At 58.4% G+C, this 20,688-nt stretch carries 19 protein-coding genes; 11 read left to right on the top strand and 8 right to left on the bottom strand.

Annotated features, from left to right (window positions below; all coding sequences use genetic code 11):
• Window positions 1–149: 149 nt before the first annotated feature.
• Window positions 150–1,526 (top strand): class II 3-deoxy-7-phosphoheptulonate synthase, encoded by a 1,377-nt coding sequence (locus G6L97_RS06250; protein ID WP_003515403.1) that lies wholly within the window; start codon window positions 150–152, stop codon window positions 1,524–1,526.
• Window positions 1,527–1,593: 67 nt separating this feature from the next.
• Here G6L97_RS06250 and G6L97_RS06245 read toward each other — a convergent pair whose 3' ends face one another.
• The 6 genes from G6L97_RS06245 to G6L97_RS06220 form a co-directional block, all read right to left on the bottom strand.
• Window positions 1,594–3,333 (bottom strand): TadG family pilus assembly protein, encoded by a 1,740-nt coding sequence (locus G6L97_RS06245; RefSeq protein WP_112401453.1) that lies wholly within the window; start codon window positions 3,331–3,333, stop codon window positions 1,594–1,596.
• A 1-nt stretch (window position 3,334) separates the two neighbouring features.
• Window positions 3,335–3,757, bottom strand: a complete 423-nt coding sequence (locus G6L97_RS06240; protein WP_003515401.1) for a TadE/TadG family type IV pilus assembly protein — start codon at window positions 3,755–3,757, stop codon at window positions 3,335–3,337.
• 146 nt (window positions 3,758–3,903) lie between these two features.
• Window positions 3,904–4,749 carry a RadC family protein gene (gene radC / locus G6L97_RS06235; RefSeq protein WP_013636211.1) on the bottom strand — a complete coding sequence of 282 codons (846 nt, stop codon included), beginning with the start codon at window positions 4,747–4,749 and terminating at the stop codon, window positions 3,904–3,906.
• A gap of 12 nt (window positions 4,750–4,761) precedes the next feature.
• Window positions 4,762–5,595: a type I methionyl aminopeptidase gene (gene map, locus G6L97_RS06230; protein WP_025593534.1), complete on the bottom strand. Its 834-nt coding sequence runs from the start codon at window positions 5,593–5,595 to the stop codon at window positions 4,762–4,764.
• A 31-nt stretch (window positions 5,596–5,626) separates the two neighbouring features.
• A complete protein-coding gene (gene sfsA / locus G6L97_RS06225) occupies window positions 5,627–6,346 on the bottom strand; it encodes a DNA/RNA nuclease SfsA (RefSeq protein WP_003515398.1) in 720 nt (239 codons plus the stop codon).
• Between the two features lie 31 nt (window positions 6,347–6,377).
• A complete protein-coding gene (locus G6L97_RS06220) occupies window positions 6,378–8,237 on the bottom strand; it encodes a PHA/PHB synthase family protein (RefSeq protein ID WP_111783025.1) in 1,860 nt (619 codons plus the stop codon).
• A gap of 138 nt (window positions 8,238–8,375) precedes the next feature.
• Here G6L97_RS06220 and G6L97_RS06215 point away from each other — a divergent pair, with 138 nt between their 5' ends.
• The gene (locus G6L97_RS06215) at window positions 8,376–8,801 is read left to right on the top strand and encodes a hypothetical protein (protein WP_111783026.1); all 426 of its coding nucleotides are present in this window, start codon (window positions 8,376–8,378) and stop codon (window positions 8,799–8,801) included.
• A 643-nt stretch (window positions 8,802–9,444) separates the two neighbouring features.
• Here G6L97_RS06215 and fnrN read toward each other — a convergent pair.
• Complete coding sequence (gene fnrN, locus G6L97_RS06210) at window positions 9,445–10,170, bottom strand: transcriptional regulator FnrN (RefSeq protein ID WP_003515395.1); 726 nt, start codon at window positions 10,168–10,170, stop codon at window positions 9,445–9,447.
• Between the two features lie 212 nt (window positions 10,171–10,382).
• On the opposite strand from fnrN, the gene hemN reads away from it, so the two are divergent.
• The 8 genes from hemN to G6L97_RS06170 all read left to right on the top strand — a co-directional run bounded on the left by hemN (window position 10,383) and on the right by G6L97_RS06170 (window position 18,495).
• Window positions 10,383–11,732: an oxygen-independent coproporphyrinogen III oxidase gene (gene hemN / locus G6L97_RS06205; RefSeq protein ID WP_111783027.1), complete on the top strand. Its 1,350-nt coding sequence runs from the start codon at window positions 10,383–10,385 to the stop codon at window positions 11,730–11,732.
• A gap of 114 nt (window positions 11,733–11,846) precedes the next feature.
• Window positions 11,847–12,131, top strand: coding sequence for an acyl carrier protein (locus tag G6L97_RS06200; protein WP_019566223.1), 285 nt, complete (start codon window positions 11,847–11,849; stop codon window positions 12,129–12,131).
• Between the two features lie 89 nt (window positions 12,132–12,220).
• Complete coding sequence (locus G6L97_RS06195) at window positions 12,221–12,700, top strand: hotdog family protein (RefSeq protein ID WP_019566224.1); 480 nt, start codon at window positions 12,221–12,223, stop codon at window positions 12,698–12,700.
• A gap of 209 nt (window positions 12,701–12,909) precedes the next feature.
• Window positions 12,910–14,106: a beta-ketoacyl-ACP synthase gene (locus G6L97_RS06190; protein WP_003515391.1), complete on the top strand. Its 1,197-nt coding sequence runs from the start codon at window positions 12,910–12,912 to the stop codon at window positions 14,104–14,106.
• 12 nt (window positions 14,107–14,118) lie between these two features.
• On the top strand, window positions 14,119–15,402 hold the full coding sequence (locus G6L97_RS06185) for a beta-ketoacyl-ACP synthase (RefSeq protein WP_003515389.1): 1,284 nt from the start codon (window positions 14,119–14,121) through the stop codon (window positions 15,400–15,402).
• Between the two features lie 152 nt (window positions 15,403–15,554).
• A complete protein-coding gene (locus G6L97_RS06180; RefSeq protein WP_111783028.1) occupies window positions 15,555–16,583 on the top strand; it encodes a zinc-binding dehydrogenase in 1,029 nt (342 codons plus the stop codon).
• 4 nt (window positions 16,584–16,587) lie between these two features.
• Window positions 16,588–17,517, top strand: a complete 930-nt coding sequence (locus tag G6L97_RS06175) for a lipid A biosynthesis lauroyl acyltransferase (RefSeq protein WP_019566226.1) — start codon at window positions 16,588–16,590, stop codon at window positions 17,515–17,517.
• A 279-nt stretch (window positions 17,518–17,796) separates the two neighbouring features.
• Entirely contained in the window at window positions 17,797–18,495 is a 699-nt protein-coding gene (locus G6L97_RS06170) for a hypothetical protein (RefSeq protein ID WP_013636202.1), read from the top strand.
• Window positions 18,496–18,538: 43 nt separating this feature from the next.
• Here the strand turns inward: G6L97_RS06170 and G6L97_RS06165 are convergent, their stop codons facing one another.
• Window positions 18,539–19,342, bottom strand: a complete 804-nt coding sequence (locus tag G6L97_RS06165) for a TSUP family transporter (RefSeq protein WP_111783306.1) — start codon at window positions 19,340–19,342, stop codon at window positions 18,539–18,541.
• A gap of 179 nt (window positions 19,343–19,521) precedes the next feature.
• On the opposite strand from G6L97_RS06165, the gene G6L97_RS06160 reads away from it, so the two are divergent.
• Window positions 19,522–20,481, top strand: a complete 960-nt coding sequence (locus G6L97_RS06160) for a nucleoside hydrolase (protein WP_111783029.1) — start codon at window positions 19,522–19,524, stop codon at window positions 20,479–20,481.
• Window positions 20,482–20,688: the final 207 nt, after the last annotated feature.

Raw genomic sequence — 20,688 nt, 5'->3', positions numbered from 1 at the left:
GACTTTTATGCACGTTAAACGCCCAAAACGGGCGGAATGGGCCCGATGGCCCTGACATCGGCTATGCAAAGCCTGTGCTTGGAGCTATAAGCCGCTCAATTTTTCGAGGCGGTCGTGCACAAATGCGCGGGCGAGAAAAGGGTAAGGACATGGCACAGAATTGGACACCCGGCAGTTGGCGGCAGAAACCGATCCAGCAGGTTCCCGAATATCCTGACGCGGCAGCGCTTGCGGCGACGGAAGCCACGCTTGCGACCTATCCGCCGCTCGTTTTTGCCGGTGAAGCCCGCCGCCTGAAAAAGCAGCTTGCCAATGTGGCAGACGGCAACGCCTTTCTGTTGCAGGGTGGCGATTGCGCCGAAAGCTTCCTCGAGCATGGCGCGGATAATATCCGCGACTTCTTCCGCGCTTTCCTGCAGATGGCTGTCGTCCTGACCTATGGTGCGCAGCTGCCGGTGGTAAAGGTCGGTCGTATTGCCGGTCAGTTCGCCAAGCCCCGCTCTTCGAACGTGGAAGTGCTCGATGGCGTGACGCTGCCGTCCTACCGCGGCGACATCATCAACGGCATCGAGTTCAATGAGACCTCGCGTGTGCCGAACCCCGAGCGTCAGCTCGACGCGTACCGCCAGTCGGCGGCGACGCTTAACCTGCTGCGCGCTTTCGCAATGGGCGGCTACGCCAACCTTGAAAACGTCCACCAGTGGATGCTCGGCTTCATCAAGGACAGCCCGCAGGCGGATCGTTACCGCAAGCTGGCTGACCGGATTTCCGAGACCATGAACTTCATGCAGGCAATCGGCATCAGCGCAGAAAACAATCCTAGCCTGCGCGAAACCGATTTCTTCACCAGCCACGAGGCTCTGCTGCTCGGTTACGAAGAGGCGCTGACCCGCGTCGATTCGACCTCCGGTGACTGGTATGCCACGTCGGGCCACATGATCTGGATCGGCGACCGCACGCGTCAGCTCGACCATGCGCATGTGGAATATTTCCGCGGCATCAAGAACCCGATCGGCCTGAAGTGCGGACCGTCGCTGACGCCGGATAATCTGATCGAGCTGATCGACGCGCTGAACCCTGCAAACGAGGCCGGCCGTCTGACGCTGATCTGCCGTTTCGGCCACGACAAGGTGGCGGACAGCCTGCCGAAGCTCATCCGTGCCGTGGAGAAAGAGGGCCGCAAGGTGGTCTGGTCCTGCGATCCGATGCATGGCAACACCATCACGCTCAACCACTACAAGACGCGTCCGTTCGAGCGCATCCTGTCGGAAGTCGAAAGCTTCTTCCAGATCCACCGTGCCGAAGGCACACATCCGGGCGGCATCCACATCGAGATGACCGGCAAGGACGTGACCGAGTGCACCGGCGGCGCCCGCGCCGTAACGGCGGATTCGCTGTCGGATCGTTACCACACCCATTGCGATCCGCGTCTCAACGCCGATCAGGCACTGGAGCTGGCTTTCCTTCTGTCCGAGCGCATGAAGAGCGGCCGGGACGAGAAGCGTCTGGCAATTGCTACTGCCTGACAGAGGCAGATCAAACAAAAAAGCCGCCGGATACTGCCGGCGGCTTTTTTTATGGTTGTCGGCCTGATTACTGGACGAGTGCCGGCTGCTGGCAGCGAACGTCGGTGACGCGCACATCGGCTTCGCCGATCTTGACGCCGAGTACCAGCAGCACGTTGTAGAGCAGCTGATCCACGGGCGCCGTGACTGCCGCGAGCGTGTTGGCAAGCGCTGACTGGATGCCCGCCAGACCTCCCAGATCGATATTAAGGAAGAGAAGCCTGATATCCAGATTGAGGTTCTTCAGCAGTGAACTGACAAGAGTGGTAACGGTATCCTTCGTGGAAACACTCTTGATCTTGGCCTGGGTGATATCCGACTGGGTAAAGGTCAGCTTGGTCTTCGTCATGTTCGTGGCATTGATGAGGGCGCTGCCATTGATGGCGAGCAGGGCCGAATCCACGATCGCCGTCTTGGTGACGCGCGGATCCTTGCCGAAATTGGCAAAGGCCGTGGTATCGACATTGCCAAGCGCGATTTCTGCGACGCCGGGAACGACTTCGACATCGACCGTACCCTGTCCGCCGCCCGTGCAGCGAATGTCGGCGAGCCGCGCTTCGGCATGGGCGACTTCCACATAGAGCGGAATATTGACCTTCAGACCGGCAATCGCCTGAAGCCCGTCAACCACGACACTGACCGCCAGCCGGGTTTGTGCGGTGCGCACCACGGTGCCCTGGCCGCCGACGGCAAGCGACGGCGTTTCGACGGGTGGCTCACCGATGGCGAGCGTCGTCTTGACCGAGGCGAGACCGAGGAGATTGGCGTTGAGGTTGAGCGCCAGCTGGTTGCCGCCATTGCCTGCCACGGCGGCGGCGTTGAGAAGATCGAAGACGCCTGCGGTGACCTTGAGGTTTTCGCCGCTACCGATCAGCTTGTCCGAGAACGGGCCGAGATTGAGGATTTCTTCAAGCTTGAGCTTGATGTTGCTCTTGTTAGCGGTTTTTGCCAGCGTCTTCAGAATGTTGGCCACAGCCGGCTGCAGGCCGGTGGTCTTCGTCAGCGCGTCCAGGAATTTGCCGTAGGTGATTTCCGTCTTCAGGACATCCTTGTAGGTGCCGGCTGTCAGGTTTAGATCGACAGCCAGCGCTTCAACGACATGCAGCGCGTTGACATCAGCAGCCACAAGCGCCTGGTAATCCATAACCTTGAGCGAGACCGTGGTGCCGAGCAGGCCGCCGAGCAGGCTGTTCAAAATGCCTTCATCGAGGCTCGCCAGTCGCGAGCCCACCGAAAATGCCGCGATCTTTTGGGATGAGGCCGTTCCGGCCGCGGAAATCTTGGGCGGCGTTGTGAAGGCGGAGGCAAAGAATATCTGGCCCTTTTCGACGATATTCACTTTCATCGCATTGGTGGGAAGTGCATTTTCGACGAAACGCTGGCCGACAGGCAGGGTCGCGTCCGGCTCATAGTGACCTTTGACGACTTCGGCATAACCGTTGCTCTTGGCAAATTCGTTCAAGGGGTCGAAAGGTTGAAGACCGTCCACGGTCAAGAGGCCATTCGGTGTCTTGACCCCGAGATTCATGCCGTTGATGGCGAAATATTGCTGGACCGCCTTTTCGGGATCAGCGGCGTTGGCCGCCGCTGATATGGCCGCAAGATCGGCGGTCTGCTGCAATTGCCGCTTCTGCAGGGTCAGATAGCCATAGTCGACGCCAAGCGCCAATATGCCGATGAAAAGCGGTGCGGTAAGCCCGGCCGAGATGGCGATGTTGCCTGTGCGATCCTTCAGGAAACGGGGAAGCAAAGAAGAGATATTTTGCATGTCATGCTCCTCCGATCCGGATTGTGGAAAAACGCCGGATGACCGGCTCTGGCAGGGTGTAGCTGTAGAGGCTCCAGATCGGCAGATCACGGGCGTCATATTCCACCTTGACCGTGAACTGGTTGGCATTGGCGGGATCGGTGGCGACATTGACCGTGAAACGCGTCTTGTCCATGAAGGCGTAGCTGAGGTCACTTTTGGTGACGAAATCACGGGCCAACTGCTGGCGCTCGGTCGTATTCAGTCCGGCAACTGCCGTCCTTGCCGCGTCGGCGGCGATCTGCTGCACAGAATAGGCGGCCATCAGGTAGATACCGTAGGCAATCATTGTCAGCAGGACGAGAAAGAAAATCGGCGCGACGATAGCGAACTCGACAGCGGACGAGCCGGATCGATCACGAAGGAAATGCACTCCATTACGCATAAAGCACCCCCGTTTCTTCAGGCACCAAAGTCAGATGCCTTTATTCTTATTTTCGGAAATGCTAATTTATAGGTGTTAATTTTGTATTGATGTCGCTCTTATGGGTTGCAGGCCGGGAAAGCCCTTCGCGTTAATACCCATGGATTTCAGATCAGCCGAAGCCCTTTGAAGCTGGCGTGGCCGTCTTTGCCGATGATGATGTGGTCGTGCACTGCTATCCCTAGCGGCTTTGCCGTATCGATGATGGTTTTGGTCATCTCGATATCGGCACGCGAAGGGGTAGGGTCTCCACTCGGATGATTATGTATTAAAATCAAAGCTGTAGAGGAAAGTTCGAGGGCGCGGCGCACCACTTCGCGCGGGTAAACCGGGGTGTGGTCCACGGTTCCCTGACCCTGCACCTCGTCGGCGATCAGGACGTTGCGCTTGTCGAGGAACAGGATGCGGAATTGTTCGCGGGTTTCATGGGCCATGGCGGCATGGCAATAGTCGATGACCGAAGACCAGGAGCCGAGAATCTGCTTGTTGCGGATTTCGCCCTTCAGCATGCGCTGGGAAACGGAGGCGACGAGTTTCAGATCGAGCGCCACGGCCTCACCCACGCCCTTCACCTCCTGCAACAGCGGCAGCGGCGCGCCAAGCACCCCGCCAAGAGTACCAAAGCGGGCGATCAACGCTTTGGCGATGGGTTTGGTATCACGCCTCGGTATCAGCCGGAAAAGCAGAAGCTCCAGCAGTTCGTAATCGGCAAGGGCAGTATCGCCGCCGTCGCGATAACGCGCCCGCAGCCTGTCCCTATGGCCGTGATAGTGTGCGATCTCCGCTTCCGGCTCCGCAACGGCTGCGGGGTGTTCCGAGGTCTTCTTCACCGCACTTCGCGGTTCGGCAAAGAAGCCGCGCTCATCCGTTCCGTCGAACAGATCGCCGTTTCCCGCCTGAAAGCCGGAGGTCGATGGAAGATCGGCGGAAGGCGGGGCAGGGCGTTTTGCCATGGCGGTCTGGCCTTATGCGAGTGGCGGCAGGCCCGGACGGTCAAAGCCGCCCGGCGACAGTGTGAAGATTTCGCAACCGGTAGCGGTTACGCCGACCGCATGTTCGTATTGCGCGGAAAGGGAGCGGTCGCGCGTTACTGCCGTCCAGCCATCGGAGAGTACCTTCACATGCGGCTTGCCGAGGTTGATCATCGGCTCGATGGTGAAGATCATTCCCTCGCGAATCTCCGGGCCTTCGTCCGGGCGGCCGTAGTGCAGGATATTGGGGGTGTCGTGGAACAGGCGTCCAACGCCGTGGCCGCAGAAATCACGCACCACCGAGCAGCGTTCCGCCTCGGCATAGGCCTGAATAGCCGCGCCGATCGCGCCGGTGCGCGCACCCGGTTTCACTGCCGCGATGCCGAGCATCAGGCATTCATAGGTCACTTCCATCAGACGTTCAGCCGCGCGCTTGATCGTGCCGACCGGATACATGCGGCTCGAATCGCCGTGCCAGCCGTCCAGAATATAGGTCACGTCGATATTGACGATTTCGCCTTCACGCAGCGGCTTTGCGTCCGGAATGCCGTGGCAGACCACATGGTTGATAGAGGTGCAGACGGATTTCGTATAACCGCGGTAATTCAGTGTTGCCGGCAAAGCGCCATGGTCGGCGCCGAACTCGAAGACGAAACGGTCGATGGCGTCAGTCGTCACTCCCGGCTTGACGATTGCCGCCAGTTCGTCGAGGCAACGCGCCGTCAGCTGGCACGCCTTGCGCATCCCGTCGAAATCCTCAGGGGTATAAAGGCGGATGACGCCGGTATTCTTGAGGGGGGCGGAGGCTGCGTCGATATAGGTGACCATCATAGTGCTTTCTGTCTCTTTACGTCCCTGTTCATAAAACAGCCGGACGCCATTCGTCCATCTTAACCGTTCCCGTGACTGAAATTTGTGCCGGGGAAACGTCGCATTTCACCGCATAGGCCTCCACGCCGCGCGACATGGCTCGCTGAAACGCCAGCGCATAGACCGGATCCAGATCATCGCAGATGCGCATCCGGTCGCAATCGTTGCGCTGAATGAGATAGAGCATCACCGCGCGGTGACCGGCCTCTGCTGCGTCGCCCAGCTCCTCCAGATGTTTGGCGCCGCGTTTGGTGGCGGTATCAGGGAATTCGGCCAGACCTTTTTCGCGCATGAAATGAACGTTCTTTACTTCCACATAGGCATCCGGCCGCCCAATTTCGGAAAGCAGGAAATCGATGCGGGAATTGCGGCCGTATTTCTGCTCGCGCCGGATCGTCGAATAGCCGGCAAGCTGCGGGATGCGGCCATTGAGGATCGCTTCTTCCGCCAGCCGGTTCGGCATGCCGGTATTGATGCCGACCACGGTGCCATCGGCCTCGACCATTTCCAGCATATGCCGGTACTTGCGGGTTGGGCTGTCATGCTCGGACAGCCAGATACGCGAGCCGGGCGTGGTCAATCCGCGCATGGAGCCGGTATTGGGGCAAGAGCCTGTAATCGCCGTGCCGTCCTCCAGAACAGCGTCGAAGAGGAAACGCTTGTAGCGGGCGATCAGCGTGGCGGGAACGAGTGGGGGCGTGAAGAGCATGTGGCCTGAAAGATGAGAGGTGGGGGCGGGGTCAGGACAGGACGTAGGTTCCGGGTGCATCGCCGAGCACTGGTCGCTTGCCGTCTCCCGGGGCCCTTGCCTTTACCTTCTCGCCATTCTGGCTTTCGATCCAGTTTTGCCAGTGCACCCACCATGATCCCTTGTGGGCCGTGGCTGCGGCCTGCCAGGCATCGAAGTCTCCGGATGGTGATGCGCCTGTCCAATATTGGTATTTTTCGGATTGCGGCGGATTGACCACACCGGCTATGTGGCCGGAAGCGCCGAGCACGAATTCCACGGGGCCGCCGAACAGTGCCGCCCCCGTGAAGACCGATTTCGCTGGCGCGATATGGTCGTCGCGGGTGGCGAGATCATAGACGGGGATTTTTATGTCGCCGAGGTTGATCCGCTTGCCCGCCACGCGCATCAGCCCGCGGGCGAGATTGTTGTCGAGATAACAATTGCGCAGATAGAAGGAATGGCAGGCAGCGGTCACCCGGGTCGAATCTGAATTCCAGTAGAGGAGATCGAAGGGCAGGGGTTCCGTGCCGCGCAGATAATTATCGACCATATAGGGCCAGATGAGATCGGAGGCGCGCAGCATGTTGAAGACTGTGGCCATGATCGAGCCATCGAGATAACCGACGGCCTGCATGTGCCTGTCGAGCGCGGCGAGCTGGCCTTCGTCGATGAAGACCTTGAGGTCGCCCGCATGGATGAAATCCGTCTGGGCGGCGAGAAGCGTGGCGCTGCGAATGCGCTCATTGCCTTCCTGCGCATGCAATGCCAGGGCCGAAGACAAAAGCGTGCCGCCGACGCAATAGCCGATGGCGTTGATCTCTTTTTCGTCGGTTTGCTCCTCGATCGTGTCGAGGGCAAAATCGATACCTTCGCGGATATAGTCCTCCCAGCCCTTGTCGGCCAGCCTAGCGTCCGGGTTGATCCACGAGACCATGAACACGCTGTGACCCTGATCGAGACACCATTTAACGAAGGATTTCTGTGGGTTGAGATCGAGGATATAAAATTTGTTGATCCATGGCGGCACGATGAGCAGCGGCCGTTTGAGGGCCTTTTTCGTCGTCGGCGCGTAATGGATGATCTCGCAGAGCGGGCTTTTGGCAACCACCTTGCCTGGTGTGATGGCGATGTTCTGGCCGATGACGAATTTGCTGTAATCGGTCTGGCGCAGTTTCAGATGGCCGTGGCCGGCCGCGACATCTTCGGCAAGCTGTGCCATGCCCTTGACGAGATTGGCGCCGCTGGACGCGACCGTCTCGCGGAAGACCTGCGGATTGGTGAAGACGAAGTTGGCCGGCGAGAGGGCTTCCGTCACCTGGCGCATGTAAAACAACGCCTTGGTGCGGGTGTGCTCGTCCAGCCCTTCGGCTTCCATAACCATCCGGTCGGCAAAACCGACGGTGGTCTGATAGGCTTTGAGGAGAAAATCGAAAAACGGATTGGCCTGCCAGTCCGCGTCGGCAAAACGCCTGTTCTTTCGCTCTGCCGGGCCGGTCTGTGCGGCCTTTTCCGAGCGGGAATCGGCATCTTCCGAAAACTGCGCCACGGATTTTGTCCACAGATCGTAATAGCTGGAAAGCAGATGGGTCTGCGCTTCGAGCGAGCGCTTCGGTTCAGCCATCCAATATTCGGCGACGTCGGACAGCGTCTTGACGAGGTCGGTCATCGGATCGGCGCTGGTCTGCGGAATTTCACCGCGTTCGCGGGGTGCCAGCCATTCGGACGCGGCTTTGCCGAGGTTTTCCAGCGCGCGGGCGATGTTGACCGCAAAGGCTTCCGGGTCGCGGATCAGGTAAGCTCCGGCGGATGTGGCGTCGAAACCGGGCGTTTTGCCACCCTTTTTCTCTGCCCCGCCGTCAACACCTGCCATGCGCTGTCCTCCACCAAATTTGTATTTGCACATTCTGCATGAAAACGAATACAAGTTCCACCAGCAAGGGGAGGCCACGAAGAGCCGAACCGCAGTCGAATTCGATATCGGCGATATCCTTACAGGCGGAACATGACGATGGGCAAGCACATGGGTACATGGGGAAGATTTGCGGAAAACGCTGGAAGGATCGCCCTTCTTTCGCTTTCCGGCGCCATGCTCGTTACAGTACTTGCCGCCTGCAAGACCCCGGCACCGATCGTCGCACCGGCCCATATGCCCCACCCGCAAGCCCAAATCGTTGGCCCGCGCCCCGTCAGCGACAATGTGGTGAGCCAGAGACGCGATACCGGCACCTATCCAAGCTTTTCAGCGCCGATTACGGCTGCCGGCAGCCAGATGGGGGATGACGAGGCGTCCAAAATGGAATCGAACCTGTCGCGCCTCGGTGCTGCACGCCGCAACGGCCAGATTTCGGAAGCTGAATACAAACGCCGAGTCGCGGAATTGCGGGCGCTTGGCGAAAACCAGAAGCCGGTTGCGACGCCTGCGGCTTCGCAATAGCTCTCAATTTAATTTTTATGATTGCCCTTACGTAATTTGCTTTGATGCTGAGATAGCGAAAATCGGTTTTTATCCAAATGCGCAATCCGAAGGTGCTTTTACTCTTAATAGTTTTTTTGGGCACTTTGCCTCTAATCTTACCTCTATTCGATGTGCGACCGTCATTGCTCCTCGGTACATCGTTCTTCATTCTCAATGTTTTAGTTTGCTTGTTGGGTGCTGCAACGAGATATCGTTTCTGGTGGCTGACTTACGGAGTCGGCTGCGTTTTCTCTTTTGTGCTGTTTGGAATGTCCAGCCCTCTCTCCCTTGCGGTGCTGTTGCTTACAACGTTTAAGGCGTGATTACCTTCAACTGTTTTCCTATTTGAGGGTGCCCGGCAATCATAACCCCTTATTTACCCTGCCTTTGAACCATCTGCTTACTGAAGATGTTAAGCGGATGGATGCGCTTTGCCGCCTATGATGCGGTCATAACAAACAGGCCGCTGAAAAAGCGGTAGACAGGGTGAAATATCATGAGATGCATCGCTGCTTTGCTGGTTCTTGCCGGTTTTGCGCTCGCACCCGCGCAGGCGCGGGCGCCGTACATCAACATCGGAACGTCAGCGCCTCAGGGACGATGAAAAGTTGAAAAACGCCGGTCAGTCGTTTCCGGCGGCTTCGCTGAGCATATCAAGGTCCGGCACTGTAATATGACGGTTGTTCTCGATGCTGATCGTGCCTTCCTTGCGCAGCTTAGTCATTTGCCGGCTAACTGTTTCGATGGTGAGACCAAGGAAATCGGCTATATCTGCGCGCGATAGCGGCAGGTCGAACGTTGATTTATCGTCCTTTTCCGGATCGATATGCGTGGCGATCATATAAAGGAAGCTGGCAACCTTTTCCTGTGCCGATTTTCGGCCAAGTGTCAGCATCCAGTCGCGCGCCTCATCCAGTTCCTTCAGAGACTGGCTGTGAAGCTTACGTTCCATATCCGGCACTTCGGAAACCATGCGGTCGACGATGCGGCGCGGGAACAGGCAGATTTCCACATCGGTTGCGGCTTCCGCCGTCATCTTGCTTTCCGCCATGAACGGGCGGCCGAGAAAATCCGGTGCAAATTGCAGGCCGACGATCTGCTGGCGGCCATCCGACATCATCTTCGAGAGCTTCACCACGCCGTTGAGAATGTTGCCGTAGGAGCTGACGAGCTCCCCCTGGGCAAGCAGCTCGTTGCCCGCTTCCAGCTTCTTACGGCTGGAATGACGGTTGAGGTCGCAGAGCTGCTGCGGCGTCAACGTGCTGCAAAGACCACCGTGACGCGCCTCGCAGGAGCGGCATACGACGGGATATTCCGAATTGTGGATGGTCTTCTGTAGCGTGTCCATCAGCCTTTTCCGATGCTGGCTTTAAGGGACGAATGCGACCGCAGGTGTAAAATCCGGTCTTTTCGAAGGCTTGCGCCGCGTAGTCGTCGCCCCCGCGTCTACTTTAGCAAGAACTTAAGGTGCAATTTGATTGAAGTCAAAGTTGCAAACTGTCGCAGCCGTTACTGAAGGGGAGGAAATCGACATTTTCTTGATAAAAGGCAAATCCGGGGATGAATACCGAACTTCTTCGCAAATATTCGGGCGCCGTGCCGCGTTACACGAGCTATCCTACCGCGCCGCACTTTCACGAGGGAATCGATAATGGCACCTATCGCCGCTGGCTCGGCGAGCTTGGCCACCGGAACCGGATATCGCTTTACCTGCATATTCCCTATTGCGACCGGCTGTGCTGGTTCTGTGCCTGCCACACCAAGCACACGCTGAAATACGAGCCGATTGCCGTTTATCTTGAGGCACTTAGGCGGGAGATAGAAGCCGTCGGCTCGCTTGTTTCCCCCGATGCAGTGGTCAGCGCAGTGCATTTTGGCGGCGGTTCTCCCACTATGCTGAGGCCTGAAGACATGGTGGGCCTGATGGACTGTCTAAGACGCCATTTCACCTTTGGTCTGGCGCCTGAAATCAGCGTGGAAATGGACCCGAACGATCTTGACGAAAGTCGCTATGACGCGCTTGCCGTCATCGGCATGACGCGCGCGAGCCTCGGTGTGCAGGACTTTGATGACAAAGTGCAAAAAACCATCAACCGGATTCAGACCTTCGAGCAGACGGAATCGGTGGTAGATGCCGTGCGGGCAAGGGGCGTTCACTCGGTCAATTGCGACATTCTCTATGGCCTGCCGTTCCAGACCTGCGAGACATTGCAACAGACGGTTGACCAGATCATCTCACTCGACCCCGACCGGATCGCGCTGTTCGGTTATGCGCATGTTCCGTGGATGAAAAAACACCAGTCGCTGATCCCTGAGCAGGCATTGCCAGATATTGCCGAGCGCTACCGCCAGATGACGATGGCGGCGGAGATGCTCGGCAAGGCGGGTTACAGGGCAATCGGGATCGATCACTTCGCCAAGCCCGCCGACACTCTGAGCCGCGCGGTCGAGACGGGGGAGCTGCGGCGGAATTTTCAGGGCTACACCACTGACACGGCTGATGCCCTGATCGGGCTTGGTGCATCCGCGATCGGCCGGTTGCCCCAGGGCTACGTGCAGAACATGGTGGCGACGGGGGAATATCAGCGGATGGTGGGCGAGGGTGGTTTCGCGGTTCTAAAGGGAATAGAATTGTCTGACGAGGATCACCTGCGCTCCTATGTCATCGAGCGGCTGATGTGCGATTTTTTGCTCGATCTGGGCGATTTGAAGCGGCGTTTCGGCAAGGCCAGCCATTCCGTCAGCATGGAGGCGCAGCTTTTCGCTGGCGGCGACAGGGACGGTGTGGTGCGGATGGATGGCGATGTTTTTGCCGTGACGGAGGCGGGAAAACCCTTTGTCCGTCATATTGCGGCAACCTTCGACGCCTATCTCGGAAGCGGACGCGGCCGTCATTCGGTTGCTGTTTAGGCAACAGTTTTAAGGCAAATTTCAAAGTTACGTCACGAAACCATTGGCTTTTTTGTGCGACTTGCCTATGTGGTGCGTCAGACAGGATATTTAATACGAACGACAATAAGGATTATGGGCGTGACAGCTACATTCGACAAGGTTGCCGACATTATCGCCGAAACCAGCGAAATCGACCGCGAAACCATTACGCCGGAAAGCCACACGATCGACGATCTGGGCATCGACAGCCTCGACTTTCTGGATATCGTTTTCGCCATCGACAAGGAATTCGGTATCAAGATTCCGCTCGAGCAGTGGACGCAGGAAGTCAACGAAGGCAAGGTTACCACCGAAGAATATTTCGTGCTGAAGAACCTCTGTGCCAAGATCGACGAATTGCGCGCAGCCAAGGGCTGAGGCGATAATGCCCGCTTCGAGCGGGCATTTCTTTTTCTGGACCTGACCTTCAGGGACGGGTCGTAACCGACCAGAAACGGGCCGGACGGATGCTGCTTGAATATTTTCAGATGATCGACAAGGTCGAAGCCGTGGATATGGCGACGCGCACATTGAAGGCGCGGTCTGTCGTTCCCGACAAAAGCCCGGTTTTCGAGGGACATTTCCCAGGCATGCCGCTGGTTCCGGGCGTGCTTCTGATCGAGACCATGGCGCAGGCTTCCGGCATGATGGTTCTGGCGTTCAGCGATTTTTCCGCCATGCCCTTCCTGATGTCGGTTGACGGCGCCAAGATGCGCACCTTCGTGGAGCCGGGCGCGGTTCTCGATATCGAGGCGGTGCTGGAACATGACGGTTCGGGTTTTGCAGTCACCAAAGCGAAGATCACTTGCGAAGGCAAGAAGGTCTGCGATGCGCAGCTGAAGCTCAGGACAATGCCTTTCAGCGAAATTCCGCTCGCGCCTATCGTCAGGAAGCGGGCCGAGGAAGTCGGCCTGATGGCGGCGATTGCCGCGGATGCGCAAAAATAAGCGCTTCCGCTGATGCCGGGAGACGGCATTTTTCCCCTAGACCCGGTTTTGATTCACGAAAATCGTGGGCTTGTGCTGGCGGATCGGGCCTTCACCATTGCCAATCCGCATCGCGCGCTTTATTCCGCAACGCATGGAGTGGTCGTTTGCGACCGCTGTTGGATAGCCGTGACCGCTTCAATGGGTCAGGCTGCAAAGGATGACAGACGATGAAATCTGACAATGATGTGGTGATAACCGGGGTCGGCATCGTGACCTGTCACGGCGTCGGCAGCCAGGCGCATCTTGCGCTTCTTTCGGGAACTGCGGCGCCGGCAACGGTGATCGAGACCGAAAAGTTCAAACCCTATCCGGTTCATCCCATGCCGGAGATCGACTGGTCCACGCAGATTGCCAAGCGCGGCGACCAGCGCCAGATGGAAAACTGGCAGCGTCTCGGCGTTTTTGCCGCCGGCCTCGCGCTTGATGATGCAGGGCTGAAGGAAAACCCGGAGGCCTGCGCTACCATGGACATGATCGTGGCTGCGGGCGGTGGCGAGCGTGACATCAATGTCGATACGCTGATTGTCGATGAGGCGCTGAAACGCAACGACCGCGAAGTGCTGCTCAACGAGAAGCTGACGACGGAATTGCGTCCGACCCTGTTTCTCGCCCAGCTTTCCAATCTGATGGCCGGTAACATCTCCATCGTGCATAAGGTCACAGGGTCCTCCCGCACCTTCATGGGCGAGGAAGCAGCCGGCATTTCCGCCGTCGAGACGGCGTTTCACCGTATCCGTTCCGGCGAATCCAGCCACGCCCTGGTGGGCGGCGCCTTCTCGGCTGAGCGCCCGGACATGATCCTGCTGTTTGAAGCGATCGGCGCGCATGCGCAGGGCGATTGGCAGCCGCTTTGGTCGCGTGGCGGCCAGGACGGCGGCGGCATGATTTCCGGTTCGCTGGGAGCCTTCCTGGTGCTGGAATCGCGCAAGCACGCCAGTGAACGCGGCGCACGCATCTATGCCCGCATCGACGCCATCGAGGGCGATCGTGGCAGCCGTGATGACGGCAAGATGGAAAAGCGCATGGAACGGCTGCTTGCCCCTGCAAAGGACAGTGCTGCGACCGTCGTGTTTTCCGGTGCGAGTGGTTACGACGCCGTGACGCAGCGTGAAAAGAATATTCTCGAAAAAGCTTTGCCGCAGGCCGTCATTCGCGGTTTCGGCGGTATCACCGGCCATGGACTTGAAGCACAGTTCCCGCTTGGGCTGGCGCTTGCTGCCCTGACGCTTGAAAGCGGCGCTAAGGTTCCTACTTTCGATGGCGCCGCGGAAAAGCCCATGGGCGAGGCGGCCAGCGAAGCGGTCGTCACCACCGTCGGCCATGTTCGCGGCGAAGGTGTCGCCGTTCTGTCCCGTGACGTGTGAGGAGAAAAGACCATGACTTCCAACTTCAAGGATCATCTCGGTCGCCCGATCGTTGCAGTCACCGGTATGGGCATCATCACATCGCTCGGGCAGGGTCTTGCCGATAACTGGGCGGCTCTGACTGCGGGCAAGTCGGGCATCCACAAGATTACCCGCTTCCCGACGGAGGGGCTTTCCACAAGGATCAGCGGCACCGTCGATTTCATCGACATCCCGGTTCCGAATTCCGTCGAGCGCTCTTATGCCTTTGCACGCGAGACAACCATTGAGGCTTTGGCGCAGGCCGGCATCTCGGGCGATTTCGATGGCCCGCTGTTTCTGGCTGCACCACCGATCGAGCCGGAATGGAGCGCCCGTTTCGAGCTTGCCGACCGGTCTCCGCCGGCCGCCCAGCCGGGTGATGCCTATGAACGGTTCCTGACGGCTTTCCGTCAACGTCCGGACCCGGCGTTTCAGGAAGCGGCTCTATTCGGTGCGATTTCGGAGCGTCTTTCGGACCGCTTTGGTACACGGGGCCTGCCGGTCACGCTCTCGACGGCCTGTGCATCCGGCGCGACCGCAATCCAGCTTGGTGTCGAGGCTATCCGCCAGGGCCGCACCGAGCGCGCGCTGACGGTTGCGACAGACGGTTCGGTCAGCGCCGAAGCGCTGATCCGCTTTTCGCTTCTTTCGGCGCTGTCGACCCAGAATGAGCCGCCGGAAAAGGCATCCAAGCCGTTCAGCAAGGACCGCGACGGTTTCGTGATCGCCGAAGGTGCGGCAACGCTGGTGCTGGAATCGCTTGAATCGGCAATTGCGCGCGGCGCGAAGGTTCTCGGCATCATCAAGGGCGCCGGCGAGAAGGCCGACAGCTTCCACCGCACGCGTTCCTCGCCAGATGGCGGCCCGGCGATCGCGACGATCCGCGCCGCACTTGCGGATGCGGGTGTTGCTGAAAGCGATATCGGCTACATCAACGCCCACGGCACCTCGACACCGGAAAACGACAAGATGGAATATGGCTCGATGCTTGCCGTCTTCGGCGAAGGCCTGAAAGACATTCCGCTGTCATCCAACAAGTCGATGATCGGCCATACGCTGACGGCGGCCGGTGCTGTGGAGGCGGTGTTCTCGTTACAGACCATGCTGACCGGCACCCTGCCGCCGACGATCAACTACAACAACCCTGATCCGACCATTTCGCTCGATGTGGTGCCGAATGTGAAGCGGGACGCGACGGTCAATGCCGTGCTTTCCAACTCCTTCGGGTTCGGCGGGCAGAATGCCAGCCTTGTCATGACGCGTGAACCGGCTTAACCGGTTCCGCCAGAAGACAGGGGCGTTTCCGGCCTGAACGAAGCCCGGGAACGCTCTCGCTGGTGTGACTACACATTCCGACCGCAAAACCGTTACAGAGTTTTGCTGGAATTACTCTTGAGATAGACGCCTCCGGGCGAAGGACTAAAAACATGCGCGCTCTTCAACTCGTGGACGACCGGAAGCTCGAAAAAGTGGACCTGCCTGAACCCGATGCACCAGGTCCGGGCGAGGTGACGCTGCGCGTCAAGGCCGTGGCGCTGAACCACATCGACGTCTGGGGCTGGCGCGGCATGGCTTTTGCCAAGCGCAAGATGCCGCTGACCATCGGTGCTGAGGCTTCGGGCGTAGTGGAGGCCATTGGCCCGGGCGTTTCGAATGTGCTGCCTGGCCAGCTCGTCGCGATCTACGGCGCGCGCACCTGCGGGATCTGCAAGCCGTGCCGTGAAGGCCGTGACAATCTTTGTGAACATGTTCAGGGCGTGCACGGTTTCCATCTCGACGGCTTTGCGCAGGAAAAGATCAATATTCCGGCCCGCCAGCTCGTTCCGGCGCCGCATGGCGTCGATGCCATCGGCGCGGCTCTGGCGCCTGTGACCTTCGGCACGGTCGAACACATGCTGTTTGACAATGCCAAGCTGGAATCGGGCGAGACGATCCTCGTGCATGCCGGCGGTTCCGGTATCGGCACAGCGGCGATCCAGCTGGCCAAGAAGATGGGCTGCACCGTCATCACCACGGTCGGCTCCGACGACAAGATCGAACGGGCGAAGGCCCTGGGTGCCGATCACGTCATCAACTACCGGACCGACCGTTTCGAAGGCGTCGTGCGCAAGCTCACGAGAAAGAAGGGTGTAGACGTGGTGTTCGAGCATGTCGGCAAAGACACCTGGGCGGGATCGATGTTCTCGCTGAAGCGTGGCGGCCGTCTCGTCACCTGCGGCTCAACCTCAGGCGTATCGACCGATATCAACCTGATGATGCTGTTCCAGCAGCAGCTGAAGCTGCTCGGCTCCTTCGGTTGCCGCATGGAAAACATGGCCAACGCCATGCAGAAGATGGCGCGCGGCATCGTTCATCCTGTTATCGACACCGAAGTCACCTTCGAGGATATCGACCGGGCGCTGGAGCGCATGGAAACGCGCCAGGTATTCGGCAAAATCGTTCTGCGGATGGATTGACGCCTTGAAACTGTTCATTACGCGGATCGTCCTGAAGCTGGACCATTTCCGGCAATGGCTGATTGCGACGTTTGCCTTCGGCCTTCTCAATCTGCTGAAGATATTTCCAGCTGACGCGGGAATTCGCGCTGCCGACAGGCTGGCGCGCTTCGTGGGGCCGAAAACTGGCCGCCACAAGCTGATGCTCTACAATCTGGCGCGCGCCTTTCCGGAGAAATCCGAAGAGGAGCGGCTTACCATCGCAATGGACAGCTGGGGCAGCATGGGGCGGCTTGCGGCGGAATATGTCTTTCTTGACAGGCTGTTCGATTTCGATCCGGAAAATAGCGAGCCGGGCCGTATCCGGGTCGAGGGTATTTCGACCTTTATCGAGCTTCGCGACAACCCGCGGCCATTCATCGTTTTTACTGCCCATAGCGGCAATTTCGAATTGTTGCCGGTGGCCAGTTCTGCCTTCGGTCTGGATGTGACGGTGCTGTTCCGGCCGCCGAATAATCCTTTCGTGGCCGACAAGGTGTTCAAGTTCCGCAAGGAACGCATGGGCAATCTCGTGCCGTCGCATGCCGGCTCTTCCTTCGCGCTTGCGCGGCAGCTGGAAAGGGGCGGCGGTGTCGGCGTACTCGTCGACCAGAAGTTCGGCAAAGGCTTGACGACGAAGTTCTTCGGCCATGAGGTGCGCACCAACCCGCTTCTTGCCAAGCTGGTGCGGCAGTTCAATTGCGATGTCTATCCCGCCCGCTGCGTGCGTCTGCCTGATAACCGCTACCGGCTGGAAATAGAGCCGAGGGTTGAAATTCCGCGCGATGAAAAAGGAAATGTCGATATTCAGGCGACGGCGCAGCTTTTGAATGACAAGGTGGAAAGCTGGGTCCGCGAATATCCCGAACAATGGCTGTGGTATCACGACCGTTGGGACGTTAAACACCAGATCTGATTATTTGCAGCGCGGCCGAATTTCTAGTGATTTTTTACAGAATTCGGCCGTAAAATTGCGTTTTTAAGTATTTTTACTTATTAGTGGAACCTTATTTTTCGTTCATGGATTATCGAAATTGAAAAAATAGCAGTAGCTATGATATTTTAGAGATTAATCCCTGCGGCGGACCTGCGTGTCGTTACGTCATTTTTTACTGCTCAGACGCTACAATGAGGGGATAAGTGTCTATCCATTCGGATTGGGAGCGGGCTGTTTGCCCGTTCAGGGAGAGTTGGGTTGAAAGATTTGATTGAGCTGTTCTGGCTGCGTTATACGGAACTGCAATCAGCGGTTGGTAAGAACGAGGCCGACAAGATCGCAGTGCTGGAGCGTGAACTGGAGCTGCTGCTTGATCGGGTCATCGGGCGTAAGACCGGCAGTTCCGAGGACATTCGTGAGCAATTCCGTTTCGCCATCGACCTCCTCAATCACGAGGCGGAAGATCTCGGCTGCGTGCAGCGCAATTCCGATCTTTTGAGAACGCTGGTCGACCGCTATGTCGGCATGCCGCTCAAGGCAAAGGTGATCGGCGACGAGGACGAGGACATCCTGGAGTGGCACCACCGCCATCTTATTCTCGATGAGGATATGCTGAACGACCTCGACGAGCCCGTAGTCGTCGTTTCTCCCGGTTATCGGGTATCATTCTCCAACGGGATCGATGCTTTTCCGCGCAATACGCCGGAAGGCCCTTTGGGATGTCATATCGCCGAGCTTGTCGGAGTGCACCGTTTTCAGAACGATCTGCGGGAGAGGCTCGACAATTGCTTCAAGGGCGGTACGTCGAAATACACCTATGCGGAAGATCATGACGGCCATACGATCGTAAAATCGCTGGAAATGTCGCCCTGCTATTCCTCCAACTACAAGCTGGTTGGCGCAATGGTGGTCATCCGCGAAATCGCCGATCGCAGGCGCCGTCGCGCCACGGCATAAATTCACGGTTCGAACGCAGACGTCGAGCCGTGTCCTTTTCCTGTCATTTCGGGAAGATGGTTTCCCAGATCGTGGCGATTGACCATGCGGATGATGCATCCGCAAGAAGCTTCGTCGCCATTGCCAGACAGGAAAGAACCAAAAGCGGGCGGATGATCTTCGCGCCGTTTTTCATCGCAAAACGCGATCCGATCTGCGCGCCGACGAACTGGCCGATGCCCATGGCGATGCCAAGCTTCCAGAGAACCGCGCCTCCAGCCGCAAAAACAACAAAGCCGCCGAAATTCGAACCCAGGTTCAGAAGCTTGGTATGGGCGGTTGCCTTCAGCATGCCGAAGCCGGCAAGCCCCACGAAGGCAAGCATGTAGAAGGAACCCGCGCCGGGGCCGAAAACGCCATCATAGAAACCCACGAGCGGTGCGGCGGTGAGGCCGAACACGAAAGGCGTGATGCGGCGATGGCTGTCGATATCGCTGAGCTGCGGCTTGAAGGCGAAATAGAGGGCAATCGCGATCAGCAGAAAGGGCATGATGATGCGCAGGAGGTCTGACGGCACGAAGGCGGCGGTGAAAGCGCCGAGCCCGCCGCCGATCATCGCCATGATCGCCATCGGCAATTGTTCCCTCAGATTGACATGGCCGCGGCGGGCATAGGCAATGGTGGCCGACGCCGAGCCGAACTGCGATTGCAGCTTGTTGGTGCCGAGCGTATCGAGCGGCGGAATTCCCATTATCAGCATGGCCGGGATAGTGATGAGACCGCCGCCGCCGGCGATGGAATCGATAAATCCGGCAAAGATGGCGACGCAGAAAAGAACGAGAAAAACGTTGAGGGCGATGTCTTGCACTTGGCATGTCCAGACGGGCTTAAGGGAGAGGGCCTCTTCTTTCACCGAAAAGATCGCCACGCAATATTTTTCTCTCCGATCCGGGACGGGCAGGGGGATTGCGGTGTTGCCGCTTATGGGTATGTTTCCGTGGCGCACCGCCAGACGCGGCGATGACGAGACATCAGGATGAGGGCATTATGCATAAAGTGATATTCGATACGGACCCCGGTGTAGATGATGCCATGGCGCTTCTTTTCCTGCACCGTCACCCCGATATCGATCTGATCGGCGTCACCACCGTCTTTGGCAACGCGCCCATCGATATCACCACCCGCAATGCGCTCTTCCTGAAACGGGAATGGCAGATGACGGCGCCGGTAGCGAAAGGTGCGGGCGTGACCTTCGATCCGGCCCGCAAGGAAGGCCACTGGCCGACTTTCATCCATGGCGAAAACGGTCTCGGCGATATCGATATTCCAGAGACCATCGATCTGCCGCTCGATCCGCGTCCCGCGCATCGCTTTATTATCGAGACGGTCAAGGCCAATCCCGGCGAGGTGACGCTGATCGCTGTTGGTCGCATGACCAATCTGGCCTTGGCGCTGCGCGAAGAGCCGGATTTTGCGGCGTTGGTGAAGCAGGTGATTGTCATGGGCGGCGCCTTCGATATCAACGGCAATGTGTCGCCGGCGGCTGAGGCCAATATTCACGGCGATCCGGAAGCGGCCGATCTCGTCTTCACCGCGCCCTGGCGCGTGGTCGTCGTCGGCCTGGACGTGACGACGAAAACGGTGATGACCAGCGCCTTCATGGCCGAGATGGCAGAGGCGGGCGGCAAGCCGGTACAGCTGCTTTCCGATCTGTCGCAATTCTACATCGATTTCTACAAGACACGCACCGGCGATGGCATGGTGGTGCATGACAGCTGCGCCTGCGTTTACCTTGTCGCGCCCGAACTGTTCGAGACCCGCAGCGGCCCTATACGCGTCGTCTGCGGCGGGCTTGCCGATGGCCAGACCATTCAGAAGCCGGATGGCCGCGCCTTTCCGCCGGGCGACTGGGACGGGCATCCGAGCCAGCTCATCTGCACCGATATCAAGCCGGAGCAGGTGCTTTCCGTCATCCGCGCGGCAATTGTGAAGGGCGAGAGCGACTGAACGGCCGGAATGGCCGTTCTTGAGCATGGTCTGCCTTGCAATTTCCAAGAATCTGGCGTTATGCAGGTTTCCTGATTACATTGCGCAATTCGCCTTGCCTGTGGTCTGAAAAGGCCGCGCCGGAGCCACAAGGCGGATGATCGCGATGCCGCGTGGACCGAGAAAACCGCTGTAGGTTTTCTTGTGCTTTGCGGTACAATGAATAGC

It is taken from the genome of Agrobacterium tumefaciens, from assembly GCF_013318015.2.
GTDB lineage: Bacteria > Pseudomonadota > Alphaproteobacteria > Rhizobiales > Rhizobiaceae > Agrobacterium > Agrobacterium tumefaciens.
Note: the sequence above shows the minus strand (reverse complement) of the source record. Positions and strands in the feature narration are given on the sequence as shown.

Bases quoted from the DNA above. Each gene is read 5' to 3' on its own strand.
- G6L97_RS06160 (WP_111783029.1), top strand. From the start codon at position 19,522: ATGCATAAAGTGATATTCGATACGGACCCCGGTGTAGATGATGCCATG.
- G6L97_RS06195 (WP_019566224.1), top strand. From the start codon at position 12,221: ATGCTGCTTGAATATTTTCAGATGATCGACAAGGTCGAAGCCGTGGAT.
- G6L97_RS06250 (WP_003515403.1), top strand. From the start codon at position 150: ATGGCACAGAATTGGACACCCGGCAGTTGGCGGCAGAAACCGATCCAG.
- map (WP_025593534.1), bottom strand. From the start codon at position 5,595: ATGGTCACCTATATCGACGCAGCCTCCGCCCCCCTCAAGAATACCGGC.
- hemN (WP_111783027.1), top strand. From the start codon at position 10,383: ATGAATACCGAACTTCTTCGCAAATATTCGGGCGCCGTGCCGCGTTAC.
- fnrN (WP_003515395.1), bottom strand. From the start codon at position 10,170: ATGGACACGCTACAGAAGACCATCCACAATTCGGAATATCCCGTCGTA.
- G6L97_RS06240 (WP_003515401.1), bottom strand. From the start codon at position 3,757: ATGCGTAATGGAGTGCATTTCCTTCGTGATCGATCCGGCTCGTCCGCT.
- G6L97_RS06200 (WP_019566223.1), top strand. From the start codon at position 11,847: ATGGGCGTGACAGCTACATTCGACAAGGTTGCCGACATTATCGCCGAA.
- sfsA (WP_003515398.1), bottom strand. From the start codon at position 6,346: ATGCTCTTCACGCCCCCACTCGTTCCCGCCACGCTGATCGCCCGCTAC.
- G6L97_RS06180 (WP_111783028.1), top strand. From the start codon at position 15,555: ATGCGCGCTCTTCAACTCGTGGACGACCGGAAGCTCGAAAAAGTGGAC.
- radC (WP_013636211.1), bottom strand. From the start codon at position 4,749: ATGGCAAAACGCCCTGCCCCGCCTTCCGCCGATCTTCCATCGACCTCC.
- G6L97_RS06215 (WP_111783026.1), top strand. From the start codon at position 8,376: ATGGGCAAGCACATGGGTACATGGGGAAGATTTGCGGAAAACGCTGGA.
- G6L97_RS06245 (WP_112401453.1), bottom strand. From the start codon at position 3,333: ATGCAAAATATCTCTTCTTTGCTTCCCCGTTTCCTGAAGGATCGCACA.
- G6L97_RS06185 (WP_003515389.1), top strand. From the start codon at position 14,119: ATGACTTCCAACTTCAAGGATCATCTCGGTCGCCCGATCGTTGCAGTC.
- G6L97_RS06190 (WP_003515391.1), top strand. From the start codon at position 12,910: ATGAAATCTGACAATGATGTGGTGATAACCGGGGTCGGCATCGTGACC.
- G6L97_RS06220 (WP_111783025.1), bottom strand. From the start codon at position 8,237: ATGGCAGGTGTTGACGGCGGGGCAGAGAAAAAGGGTGGCAAAACGCCC.